The sequence below is a fragment of the Kineobactrum sediminis genome (assembly GCF_002868715.1).
In the GTDB taxonomy this organism is placed as follows: domain Bacteria; phylum Pseudomonadota; class Gammaproteobacteria; order Pseudomonadales; family Halieaceae; genus Kineobactrum; species Kineobactrum sediminis.
The window spans coordinates 44642-56406 of sequence record NZ_PKLZ01000013.1; the positions used below are offsets into that span (position 1 = coordinate 44642).

Sequence of the window (11765 nt, forward strand, 5' to 3'; positions counted from 1 at the left end):
TCAATCGCTGTACAGCCAATAACGCATCTCGGCGATAACCCGGCCAGGCTGCTCCATGGTCGCCAGATGCCCGCAGTGCGGGATCACCTGCAAGCTGGATCCCGATATTTTCTCCGCCATTTCCCGATGCAGCTCAACCGAACACAGACGATCCTGCTCCCCACACAGAACCAGCGTCGGACAGTCGATTCCTGCCAGTACCGACGAACTGTCGAGACGATCGCGCAATGCAATGGATTGTCGCACAAACACCTCATCCCCCAGCCTGAGCCCCATATCCAGTACTTCATCCAGGATTTGCTGAGTATCAGGATGCTCATGTGCCAGGTACGCGGGCAGCAACTCATCGCGCATCAGCTGCTCAAGACCAAGCGCCCCCAGCTCGGTCAGCTGACGATTGCGCTGGACCTTGCGCTCAGGGTTGTCAGCCCTGAAATTCGTATCCAGCAATGCCAGCCGCTCAACACGCTCAGGCGCACTGCGCATGATCTCCATGGCTACTATACCGCCCATCGACAGACCCGCCAGGGCAAAACGGGGTGGGGCTGCGTCCAGCACACGTTCCGCAATGGCAGCGATGCTGTTGTCCTGTGTTATATCACCGCAATGTACCCGGCAGTCAGCGGCGAGCGCCGCGACCTGCTGTGACCACAGCCGTTCGTCGCACATCATTCCGGGCAATAAAAGCAGCTCTGTACTTCGAATGCAATAAGATGACAAAAAAAATTTCCTCAGTTGCGAATGGTTGCGCCGTTGCGCAGGACACCGGAAAAGATACGTTTCTCCGGAGGCAAGACATAATTTTCCACACGATCCAGCAGCATTTGCACCGCGGCCTCTGCCATTCGGTCCACCGGCTGCTGGATAGTCACCAGATTGAAGCTGGACCAGCCAGCGGCCCGAACACCGTCAAACCCCACGACCGACACATCCTCGGGAACTCGCAGGTCGTAGCCATACCGTAGTTGATCCATACAACCGAATGCCATCATGTCATTGGCACAGATAATTGCATCGGGTAAAGCGCCACGTTGAGCCATGACCCGGTCTACCGCATCTCTGCCAGAGTCGTAGCTGTAATCACCGGAAACCTGCACGATGTCCTCGATACCCAGATCGTGTAGCCGGTTCATGGCTTCCCGTGTCCGCTGCATACTGACAACCGAATCAGCTGGACCGCTGACCACGGCAAAGGACTTGTGCGACCCGTTCTTCACCAGCAGGTTCACGAGGATCCGCTGCCCCTCGACCTGATCGCAGCTCACAGAGCTGACGGGGATATCACTGTAGGCGCGATTGTAAAAGACCAGCGGCACGTTACGTTTGTTGAAGGCCTCGATTTCCCCGGGTGCGAGATGTGCCGCTACGACCACGCCATCGACCTGGTATTGCCACACCTGGTCCAGGATACGACCCACGTCACTCTCCTGATCGAGCGTGAACAGAAGCACATGCACGCCCCGCTCGGTGAACCGCGCGCTCAGTTGCGAAAGTACCTCGGGATAATAGTTGAGGTTCGAAACGATGACGGCCACCATATTGGAACGCCGTGTGATTAATCCGCGAGCAATGGCATTGGGCTGGTAGCCCAGTTCCTCTACCGCCTTCATCACCCGCTCACGCATTTTCCTGGACACACTCCCACCGGACTTGAAGCAGCGGGAAACTGCAGACTGGGAAACACCTGCATACTGCGCCACGTCGTACGAAGTAACGTGCCGCTTCTTGGCAGCAAATAGCTCGCTTTTCGTACTATTCGTCAGTTTTGCCGCCATAGCGTCTCACGCGGATGTCCGCCTGTTCCTTATGCCCGGCAAAGCCTTCCACCGCGCACAGTCTTGAGCAGTATTCACCGACCATGGCAGAGGCCTCCGGAGTGATTTTTTGATAGGTACAAGTCTTGAGGAACTTGCCTACCCAGAGGCCGCCAGTATAGCGTGCGGCCTTCCTCGTTGGCAAAGTATGATTGGTGCCAATCACCTTGTCGCCGTAGGATACATTCGTTTCCGGCCCCAGAAACAGCGCACCGTAATTGGTCATGTTGGTCAGGAAAAATTCCGGGTCCCGGGTCATCACCTGAACGTGCTCAGAGGCAATCTCGTCCGCCACCTGCACCATTTCTTCGTAGCTCTCACAAAGAATAACCTGCCCATACTCGCGCCAGGCCTGGCCCGCAACCTCCGCTGTGGGCAAAATGGTCAGCTGGCGCTCTACTTCCGCCATCGTGTCCTGCGCCAACTGCTCAGAGGTGGTCAGCAGAATGGCCGGGGAGTTGGGCCCGTGCTCAGCCTGCCCAAGCAAATCGGCGGCACACAGCTCTCCGTCAACAGAATCATCCGCGATCACCAGCGTTTCCGTAGGGCCGGCGAACAAGTCGATTCCTACTCGGCCGAACAACTGCCGCTTGGCTTCCGCGACGAACGCGTTGCCAGGCCCGACGATCATATCGACCGCACCGATCGTCTCGGTTCCAATGGCCATAGCGCCGACCGCCTGGACGCCACCCATGCAGTAAATTTCGTCCGCGCCTGCCATATGCATCGCCACGACGATGGCGGGGCTTGGTCTGCCATTGAAAGGGGGGGCAGCAGCGATAACACGCTTTACGCCTGCCACCTTGGCGGTCACCACACTCATGTGTGCAGAGGCAACCAATGGATATTTGCCGCCGGGGACATAACAACCGACGCTGTTCATCGGAATATGCTTGTGGCCGAGAACGACACCCGGAAGGGTTTCACGTTCCACGTCCTGCATGGAGGCTCGCTGGATCCGGGCGAAATTACCCACCTGCTCCTGCGCGAAACGAATATCGTCGATAACCTGCTGATCAAGCTCTTCATAACAGGCATCAATTTCACTCTGGCTGAGCCTGAAAGATGCCGGCGCCCACTTGTCGAAACGCTGCGAAAACTCGGCCACAGCGGCATCTCCACGATCTTCAATCTGCCGCAGTATATCCTCCACAGTCGCGCGCACTTTAGCATCCTGTGTCTGCGCTTCCTCCACCGACACCCCAGTCTTAAGGTACTTCGCCATTGTCATTGCTCCCAAAATATTAACTGATGGGGCCAAATGCTACCCATCTATGACTTCGAATGCAATTTTTTTGATTATACCCGGCATGAAGGGTAGGATAGCCTGATTCAGCGGCTCTACCTGACTGAAGCGATCGCGCCTCGGCTGCCCCACCAACCCTTAAAAGGATCAGACAACATGGCCGAAGTACGACAAGGCAACACCGCGCTGGAGCACTTCATGCTGCGAGGCAAGATAGCCCTGGTAACGGGTGCCGGCAAAGGCATTGGTCGCGCCTGCGCGGAACTTCTGGCAAACGCCGGGGCGCAGGTGATTGCCGTCGCGCGGACAACTGCAGATCTCGAAAGCCTGGCGCGGGCTTACCCGAACTCTATCGAGGGCTGGACTGAAGATGTCACCAGCGACCAATTCATGCAAAGGCTGGGTGGTTTACGCCAGCTGGACGTGCTGGTCAACAACGTTGGCACCAATCGACCGCAACCGTTTATCGACGTAGAGCTGGTAACGCTTGATCTCATGTTGGATGTCAATATCCGCTCCGCATTCCGGGTAGCGCAGGCTGCCGCCCGGATCATGGTGAATCAGGGCACCGGGTCTATCATCAACATGAGCTCCCAAATGGGACATGTGGGCGCGGTAAATCGGACCGTCTACTGTATGACCAAGCACGCTATTGAAGGCCTGACGAAAGCCATGGCGGTGGAACTGGCACCACGAGGAGTGCGGGTCAATGCCGTCGCCCCAACCTTTATTGAGACTCCAATGACCCGCCCCATGCTGGATGACCCGCAGTTTCAACGCAATGTACTGGCACAGATTCCCATGAACAAACTCGGCCAGGTTGAAGATGTCGCCAATGCAGTTCTGTTTCTGGCGAGTGCTGCCTCCGGATTGATCACCGGCGACAGCCTGAAGGTTGATGGCGGCTGGACAGCGCATTGAATACTAAACCTGAGCGACTACCGCTGCCTGCCCGTGGGGGTAATAATGAACCTGCGACTAGTGCCTGCAATTATGCCCGTTGCGTTGCGTTCCGAAAGCAGCACGAACGAGCCGACCCCAGAGCGTTAGCCGCACTGGCTTCGGCGCTCCGCGGACTGCCAAGAGACCTAGACCAGGCTCTAATCCGTTGTGCTCCGTGGTGTAAAGTGGGCCGGGTTTAGATTTTAGATACGCCAACCAGTGTCGGATCATCTCCGAAAACGAAGCACAACTCATTAATAAATAGACATTTTTAATAAAATAATACGACCTTATACCGCCATATATACCGACAGGATTTGTTATTACCCCCTCGGACCACGCCCTATCACGGCCTCTATGAGAGGCCCCAATCTTTCACGAAGATCGTCTCCATCTGTCCAGTTGATATGGGCGTACTGCCTCGTGTCAAAATGGACGTTCTTCAGGTCACCATTGTGCACTGTCCATATAACGGGAATACCGAGGCCGTGAGCGTATCCAGCCTCATAGTAGACCCCTGGCTTTTGCTCAGTGACGTCTGCCACCAAAAACCTGGACTTTTTGATCTCAGCAATAATTTTAGCGTCGATACGTTCAATGTGTGGGTCATGGTCAACGCGATACGCACGATAGCCTGCCTTCTCCACCGCAGGTTCAATTACGTCCGTATAGAGGGGTTTCATAGCTTCAGAGAAAGACATAGCCACAAAAACTTGAGCACTTTCCAAGTCCACCCCTGGCCTGCTCTCGATCGCATCCCACGCTTCGGGACTAAGTATCAGTGGCGGCGGTCCGTCGAAGGTCCATTTGCCCTGCGCTTTTAATAGCCCACGATCAACTAAAGATTTTAAATAGAAGTCAAACTCTCTGGGCTCTTCCGCCCTAGCCAATACCATGTCTCTTTCTAATTCCAAATGGAGTTGGTCCCCTGGATAGTTAGACATCGCGGCCAAACTGCCCAGCAACCTTTCCATCTTTTCGGATGTGGAGTACCAAGTAGTACTCTCTCGAATGGATTTGACGTTCTGGCTGTTTAACTGTGCAGGCTTGCCTGTGAGAAGGTTCCAGTCTCTCAAGTAGGCTGACAGCTGCAGGTCAGCGCCTGTATGGGCAAGTGTGGCTTTCACTGTACCGCTAATTTCGTATGCCCCGCATCGAGGACAATGGACTAGCTCCTTGTCACTATAGTCACGGTCACTTATCAGTTCTGTTCCGTCCTCCCAACCGCAGATATAACAATTCATTTCGTCTGTTCTCCATCACCGACAGTAATTTTACCCGGGGTTATTGACCCGGTTGGTTAAAATTGAATTGTCACATGCTCGCGTATTGTGCGGACATAGATGTTGTCCTCGGAATAAACTTTTCCAGTCGACCCTGCCGAACCATTCGACTGCTGCCTGAGTAATAAGAAACTTACGTCATCCACCCTGTCCACGGAAACAGGTAGATTTCCTTCTATAAGATCGGCCTGCTTGGTAGCGTCCATCTCCGCCCAAAATCCATCTGTGGCAATGACCAGCATTTCACCCGGCAGCAGAGAGCATTGATCGCATTCAGGCCGTTCAAAGTGCCGGGACCTAAAGCTGCGGGTCAGAAGATGTCTGCCGGGATGAACGGATAGTGCCGTATCGGAGAGAGGCGCTGTAGCATTGGCCAGGGTATGAGCGACCGATAACCACTCAATTGCATTATCCTGCGTTACTTTGCCAATCCGGCAATCACCAGCATGAAACGTCATGACCCGGTTCTGTTCACTCTGCACCGCAATAAAATAACTCGCGGAGTCAGCCGGGTATTGCCGCCGTAAATCCTCATGCGCCTTTCGCATGAAATCACAAATCTGCTGCTCTGTTACCGGCGGGCCTGAGGCAAAGAATCCATCAACCAGACGGCAGGCCAGCTCTCTGGCTAATTCACCGCCATGGGGACCTGTCGTGGAACCGTCTATGACAATGGCCAGCCACGCATCCGTGCGCTCTGCTATACCGCAATGATCCCGGTTTTCCTCAGTTAATGAGCCTGGGGCGCTATGCCATTCATAGTACAAAGCCACTAAGCGCTTCCTTTCAAGGCCTTCACCGCTTCAAGCCGTTTAAATATCAAATCTTCCCTGCTTCGGCTTCCACGCACAATGCCCTGCACGGCATATTCAAAATCGCCGTGCTCCATGAGCGCGCCAATCTGCCCGGCTATGTAGTCCCGGACATCTCCATCTGTATCTGCAATTTCTGCAACAAGCTCTTCCCGCCCATCAACAAGATTTAGAATGTCTTCAAGATCATGGCTGCCTAAAGGATCGTCGTTACCGCGCCCAAGATAAGCTTCAAGCTTGGTTGCTATAAAAAAGGGCGGCGTGAGCAAGCGGATTGTAAGCACATCGGTCAATCTATAATTCTGAGCGGCCTTCAAGGCGGCGGCATACCACCGGTTGCTGAAGCCCAGAATCTTCTCATTGTCGGGCATAAAATCAACTTTCAGCTCGCCCAGACGCATGCGACAGATAACATCATCCTCCATTGATTCACTAAACCCTTTGTCGCGCAACCGGGCCTTAAATACTTCCCACTGGGCATAACCGACAACATTGATGATCAGATCAACATCATCGGTAAAACGGATTTCTTCTTTGGTAAATTCATCGGTAATTAGCAAACCCGTTGTGCATCCCCCGACAAAAGCGACTTCACCCAAAAGCTCATCACCCAAAGCCCTGGCAACTTTTTCTATCATACCTGCTAGCTGCTCATAGGCGCTGCTCATCGGGATTTAAGCCTTTCTTCGAGCCTGCTAATGGCAAGCTTTGACTCGCGCGGGTTCCCCAAACGCACGGCATCTACCAACGCCAGATATTCATAGAGCCTGGGGTCTTTTTTCACTGCCTCCGGAACACTCTTAAACAGAGGTGTCACAGTCTGCCCCTTCTCTTTGCCTTTCGCATCGGGCCAAACATAAATGTAATCCCCGGTACTCATTAGTTCGCCTTTAAGTCCCGGTGCTGCAAATCCGGTAGGAATACCTCTGGTAATCTCTGCAGGTTTGACCGGAAAAACGTACTTCAAGCCATGACAGATAAATTCAAGAAGCGCACTTTTATTCGCTCTTGGATAGCCGGTCTCCCGTTCATGTTTTGCCATCCCTACCGCAATACTGCGGTTGATCGATGCATTTACTTCCGTTTTACTGACACCCAAGGCGGCGGCCAGCCCTCTGGCCGAGTATCGGTCACTGACAGTGATCATATTCTCGGAATCATTGACCGCTTCTGATATCTCGCCGGACTCCTCCTGCTGGGATAGGCTCACGAGCTTGAGCAATATAAATATATCCTGACTTTTCATCACTTCCTTACCTTGCCGTCCTTTGTCCTAGGACCAAGGACACTACATCACGATTCGCCATTTCCTGTCAACAGAATTGATGATCCATAAAGAGAGAGAAAGGCGCGGATGATCGATTCGCGCCTGCAACACCAGGGTGGCGCCTCTTACCTAACCCGCTGCTATTCAGGGTGAAAGCTGCGGGAGATTTGCGGGACTAACCGTGACTTGTTGTGCTCCGTGGTGCAGACTATGCTGTGGATGCTCGGATTTAAGTTAATAAAATCAACGAGTTAAAAATATCCAGCCAAATTCATAATGCTGGGGTCGGTGGTTCAAGTCCACCCGTAGCTACCTCCTCTTACACTTCGGGGGTCAGGTCTCGCATTGTAGCATCCACTGGCCCAACTCACGGTTCTACCCAGTTCTCGCTAAGCCGCCGCTGTCTTGTGTTTTGCTTTCGACTTGTCACCTTCCACGGCAACCAGGCCTTCCGCAGTCACCCGCTTGGTTGGTGTCCATTGCTCAAACTCGGCCTGGTATCTTGCCAGTGTGTGATGGGCTTGCATCGCCATCCAACTCTCCGCCGAGCGTCCCAGCACCTTGCTCACCTTCACAGCCAGGGCCGGAGACAAATCGATCTTTTCATGAAGCAGACGGCTCAAGGTAGACTCTGACACCTCCAGCGCATCCGCCAATGCGGTGGCCGTGAGGCCCAACTCATCTATATAGTTACGCTTAATGAAGCCGCCCGGGTGTACAGTGATTTTAGCCATCAGTGATAATCCTCATAATCCACGACATACGCATCGCCATTCTCAAACTCGAAGGTCATTCGCCAGTTACCGCTGACCCAGATAGCGTGCCTCCCTTTATGTTTTCCCTTCAAGGGGTGCAGGCGCCACCCCGGCAAATCCATATCCGCAATGTCCGTGGCGGAGTCCAAGGCAGCCAACTGGTCGCGCAGTTTGCCCTTATGGTCGGAATTGATGCCCCGGGTATCGTTGCCACCACTGTTGAAGAATTTCTTGAGCCCTTTGTGCCCGATGCTCTTAATCAATTCCCAGCTTTCCTTCAGGATACCTGAGTAGTGTATTGATCTATTGCATATTGCGCAAGCTGCAAGAAAGGCCTCGATTGCTCGGTTTAGAGCTCCCAGGCCAGCACTGATTGCTTCGTGGTAGAACTGGAGGAGCTGATTCAGCTTGTTAGCCGACGCGTCAGCCGCTGACTCGAGCGCCAGAGGCTTACTGGAAGAGAATGCCGACGGGTTCTACCCCGCTTTTTCGGACGGTTTCAAAACAGCTGTTGCCGAGCGATGTTATGCTACCCTCCGGGCCGCAGCCGCCTTATCCAGGTCATAGGTAGCCTGGAGATTCATCCAGAGTTTTGGCGAGGTCCCCAGGACGTCAGCGAGATCTAATGCGGCCGCTGCCGTGACACCCCGCTTCCCGCGAATGAGTTCGTTAACTCGCGCCTTGGTCCAGCCTATTCTCCTTGCGAATTCAGCCTGGCTCATGCCCTGGGGTTCGAGAAATTCCTCAAGCAGCATCTCGCCGGGATGGAACGGATGTTTCGGTTGCCTGTTCACAGCCTTCACCTCTACCTGTGATAATCCACTATCTGCACATCGTATGATTGCCCGCCACTCCAGCGGAAAACCAGTCGCCATTGATCGTTGATCCGTAACGAGTGAAATCCCTTCAAATTACCTTTCAAGGCTTCCAGCCGATTACCAGGTGGAACTCTCAAATCCTGCAAGTCTGCTGCATCATGCAAGTAGAGTAGTTTTCGCCTGGCGGTTCTCCGAAGTTCCGCTGGAAACGATCTGGTTGACTTACTCTTCCTGTCATAAAAGAGGTCGTCCGCCAGTGGTGGCGGGAGGCCGCCCCGTTCAAGTCCACCCGTAGCTACCACCTCTTAAACTTCGGGGGTCAGGTCTCGCATTGTAGCATCCACTGGCCCAACTCATGCGCCGGGTTCCTGCGTCGCTGACGATTGATCACCGCCCGTGCTTCGGCACTCATCACCACCAGTCGGTCCTGCCCATTCTTCACGCCGGCACCCGGGACCACAAACACGCTGGTTTTCGGCTCCTGGATCGGTACTTCCCAATCCCACCGCAAACCCACCACTTCCTGCTCCCGCGTTCCGGTGTTGACCTTGAACAACGCCATCTCCCTCAAATGACCCGGCAACCGCGCAAACAACCTCGATTGCTCGTCCCACGACAGGGGTCTGGCTTGCGGGCATCGTCACACTCAAGCATTTGCAGCAGGGGAGCGGTTTCAAGCCAGATCAAACCGGACTCATACCGCCACAAGCGGCTGGCCGTCTGCCGAAAAGTGCGCCCGATACGAATGCCATAGACACTCGCCTTGCGATCACTACACCTGAGTCAGACCAACTGCATAACGTGGTTCAGCAAGGCGAGCACCTCGGCAAAGCGGGCATCGGTCACGCTTTTCATTGGATGGGGCGCGCCGCCACACAGGCGCCGGTCGAAGGACTTGGGCTGATGACAAAGCACGTAACTGGCTTGCCCGGCCTTGCGCCCACCAGTAACGCCGACGGCTACTGCGAAGGGGTTGTCGGAGTTATAGCTGGCAGTGGTCATCGGCAGGCCAATGACCAGGGATGTGCGTTCGTTAAAAGCTTTGGGAGACAGAACCAGAAAAGGATGCAGTAGAAACATTATTTGCGGCGCCGGCAAATGCAGGCGCGGAGGGAACCAGGGCGGACCCTGCAGGAGACCATGCGGGCAGCAAGCGGATGCACTAAACTGAATGTCGTATTCAGACGCCAGGTAATCGGTATGGTTTTCGTGAAAGACGGTGCGCGCAGCGCCACCCTGACTGCCGATACGGACCCTGTGTGGCACGATAGGGTCCGCCGGCGCGTCTTCGTTGGCACAGCGCTGGTCGTACTGGTCGCGGGCCTCCTGTTCACACTGCTGCAGCCGACACGCTATGAAAGCACGGCGACCGTACTGATGAGTGCCCCGACCGCCATCGATGCCCAGCTGCTCGAGGCGGATGTCCAGGGTGTTGCCATCCAAAAGCACACCTTGATGGGCAGTGAAATCATACGCCGTCTGGTCGAGGTGCTCGACGCGGACTACGCAATCACGCTCACGGCACTGGAGCTGCGAAGCCTCCTGGACGTGCGGCCCGTTCCCGAGACCAACCTGCTGGAACTGGTGGCGATCGGGTCAGAGCCGGAACAGCTGCCACCCCTTCTGGAAAGCTGGATCGAGGTCTACACCGGGGTCCGCGCCCGGGATATCGAAGCACGCAAGGCGCAGACCCTGACCGAAGTCGATGAAGAACTGACGGGGCTGGCCGGACGACTGGATGCGGCCCGTGACGCCCTTGAGACGTATCGGCAGGACAACGACATTATCTCCGTGGAGCGGCAGGAAAACGCCGTACTGTCGCAGCTGGACGGGCTCAACGCAGCGCTCAATCGGGCAGTAGAGGAGGAAATTCGGAGCAATGCCTACCTCGACACCCTCAGGGCATCTTTGGCAGCGGGACAGCAGGTGGTACCGGAAAGCGAGCGCAACGACGTCGCCGCCATGTCGCAAACGCTGGCGGACTTGCGCACACGCCTGCAAGAGCTTCGTGTCCGCTATACCGACGACTACATCAGCAAGGCGCCTCAGCTGCGGGAGATTCCCGAGCAGATTGCCCAGCTGGAGGCGGAGCTTGGCCAGGCCTACACAGAAGGTAGCCAGATGGAGCTGGCCAACGCCGAACGGGCCCATCAGGCTGCCCGGGCGTCCGTGGCAGACCTCGAGAGCCGGCTACAAGGGCAGAAGCAGGCAGTCGCCGAATTCAACACCATCTATGCGAAGCACCAGGCCCTGGCGCAGGATCTGGCGCGGCTGGAAGAGCTCAACCGGGAGACACAGGCCAGGCAGGTGAAAATCGCGGTCAGTCAGGTGGAAAACTACCCCCAGGTGGCAGTCATCGACTGGCCCGCCGCGGAGGCGGAGAGGATCGGGCCACCCTATCCACTGCTGCTTGGTGGCACCGTATTGATCGCCATCCTCGCTGGCATCTTTGGCGTATGGTTGTACAGCTACCTGCATCCACGGCCGGCGCCGAGCCAGTTCGTCACCCTCTCCGGCGTACCCCTGTATCCCCGGGACAGGGATCGGTCACTTGAGCAGGATAGCAGCCAGCCAGAGCGACTGACCCGAGGCAAACCGTGAGGGACACCATGCCAGAGATTCCGCAACGCCGGTGTGCTCACGTCCAGGTTTGAACGGATATGAATGGCATACCCAACGCTGCGAACAGTATTTTCGGGGCAATAGATAGAAACTTCGACAGGTCTGCAGGTCCAGTAGACACAATCAGCGAGGATGCCTACTCTCGATAGGCCGTTAATATGTCGTATACTTCTTCGCCACGGCCAATGCCCGGCGCCAGGATCCAG

General features: G+C 55.3%; 15 protein-coding genes. 2 read left to right on the forward strand and 13 right to left on the reverse strand.

What is annotated here, in order from left to right; all coding sequences use genetic code 11:
• From CWI75_RS15465 to hisD, 3 genes are read right to left on the reverse strand one after another with little or no spacing between them, the layout of a single operon-like run.
• Window positions 1–681: an alpha/beta fold hydrolase gene (locus CWI75_RS15465; RefSeq protein WP_206604755.1), complete on the reverse strand. Its 681-nt coding sequence runs from the start codon at window positions 679–681 to the stop codon at window positions 1–3.
• A gap of 50 nt (window positions 682–731) precedes the next feature.
• Window positions 732–1775 carry a LacI family DNA-binding transcriptional regulator gene (locus CWI75_RS15470; RefSeq protein ID WP_101522435.1) on the reverse strand — a complete coding sequence of 348 codons (1044 nt, stop codon included), beginning with the start codon at window positions 1773–1775 and terminating at the stop codon, window positions 732–734.
• Window positions 1753–3039 (reverse strand): histidinol dehydrogenase, encoded by a 1287-nt coding sequence (gene hisD / locus CWI75_RS15475; protein ID WP_101522436.1) that lies wholly within the window; start codon window positions 3037–3039, stop codon window positions 1753–1755. The genes CWI75_RS15470 and hisD overlap by 23 nt, the downstream gene beginning before the upstream one ends.
• Before the next feature lie 177 nt (window positions 3040–3216).
• Here hisD and CWI75_RS15480 point away from each other — a divergent pair, with 177 nt between their 5' ends.
• Complete coding sequence (locus CWI75_RS15480; RefSeq protein ID WP_101522437.1) at window positions 3217–3981, forward strand: SDR family NAD(P)-dependent oxidoreductase; 765 nt, start codon at window positions 3217–3219, stop codon at window positions 3979–3981.
• A 344-nt stretch (window positions 3982–4325) separates the two neighbouring features.
• On the opposite strand, the gene CWI75_RS15485 is transcribed toward CWI75_RS15480, so the two are convergent.
• The 10 genes from CWI75_RS15485 to CWI75_RS15530 form a co-directional block, all read right to left on the reverse strand.
• Window positions 4326–5246 (reverse strand): hypothetical protein, encoded by a 921-nt coding sequence (locus tag CWI75_RS15485; RefSeq protein ID WP_101522438.1) that lies wholly within the window; start codon window positions 5244–5246, stop codon window positions 4326–4328.
• A gap of 56 nt (window positions 5247–5302) precedes the next feature.
• A complete protein-coding gene (locus tag CWI75_RS15490; protein ID WP_101522439.1) occupies window positions 5303–6058 on the reverse strand; it encodes a PP2C family protein-serine/threonine phosphatase in 756 nt (251 codons plus the stop codon).
• Window positions 6058–6765 (reverse strand): hypothetical protein, encoded by a 708-nt coding sequence (locus CWI75_RS15495; protein ID WP_101522440.1) that lies wholly within the window; start codon window positions 6763–6765, stop codon window positions 6058–6060. Before CWI75_RS15495 ends, CWI75_RS15490 begins: the two co-directional genes overlap by 1 nt.
• The gene (locus CWI75_RS15500) at window positions 6762–7343 is read right to left on the reverse strand and encodes a hypothetical protein (protein ID WP_101522441.1); all 582 of its coding nucleotides are present in this window, start codon (window positions 7341–7343) and stop codon (window positions 6762–6764) included. The genes CWI75_RS15495 and CWI75_RS15500 overlap by 4 nt, the downstream gene beginning before the upstream one ends.
• Window positions 7344–7753: 410 nt before the next feature.
• Window positions 7754–8098, reverse strand: a complete 345-nt coding sequence (locus tag CWI75_RS15505; RefSeq protein ID WP_101522442.1) for a HigA family addiction module antitoxin — start codon at window positions 8096–8098, stop codon at window positions 7754–7756.
• Window positions 8098–8382 (reverse strand): type II toxin-antitoxin system RelE/ParE family toxin, encoded by a 285-nt coding sequence (locus CWI75_RS15510; protein WP_101522443.1) that lies wholly within the window; start codon window positions 8380–8382, stop codon window positions 8098–8100. The genes CWI75_RS15505 and CWI75_RS15510 overlap by 1 nt, the downstream gene beginning before the upstream one ends.
• 261 nt (window positions 8383–8643) lie before the next feature.
• The gene (locus CWI75_RS15515; protein WP_206604756.1) at window positions 8644–8913 is read right to left on the reverse strand and encodes a HigA family addiction module antitoxin; all 270 of its coding nucleotides are present in this window, start codon (window positions 8911–8913) and stop codon (window positions 8644–8646) included.
• Between the two features lie 11 nt (window positions 8914–8924).
• Entirely contained in the window at window positions 8925–9239 is a 315-nt protein-coding gene (locus CWI75_RS18950; protein ID WP_241521258.1) for a type II toxin-antitoxin system RelE/ParE family toxin, read from the reverse strand.
• A gap of 17 nt (window positions 9240–9256) precedes the next feature.
• Window positions 9257–9493 (reverse strand): site-specific integrase, encoded by a 237-nt coding sequence (locus CWI75_RS18485; protein WP_175580230.1) that lies wholly within the window; start codon window positions 9491–9493, stop codon window positions 9257–9259.
• Window positions 9494–9720: 227 nt separating this feature from the next.
• Window positions 9721–10017 carry a type II toxin-antitoxin system PemK/MazF family toxin gene (locus tag CWI75_RS15530; RefSeq protein WP_101522445.1) on the reverse strand — a complete coding sequence of 99 codons (297 nt, stop codon included), beginning with the start codon at window positions 10015–10017 and terminating at the stop codon, window positions 9721–9723.
• A 120-nt stretch (window positions 10018–10137) separates the two neighbouring features.
• On the opposite strand from CWI75_RS15530, the gene CWI75_RS15535 reads away from it, so the two are divergent.
• Window positions 10138–11538: a GumC family protein gene (locus CWI75_RS15535; protein ID WP_146003613.1), complete on the forward strand. Its 1401-nt coding sequence runs from the start codon at window positions 10138–10140 to the stop codon at window positions 11536–11538.
• Window positions 11539–11765 lie beyond the last annotated feature (227 nt).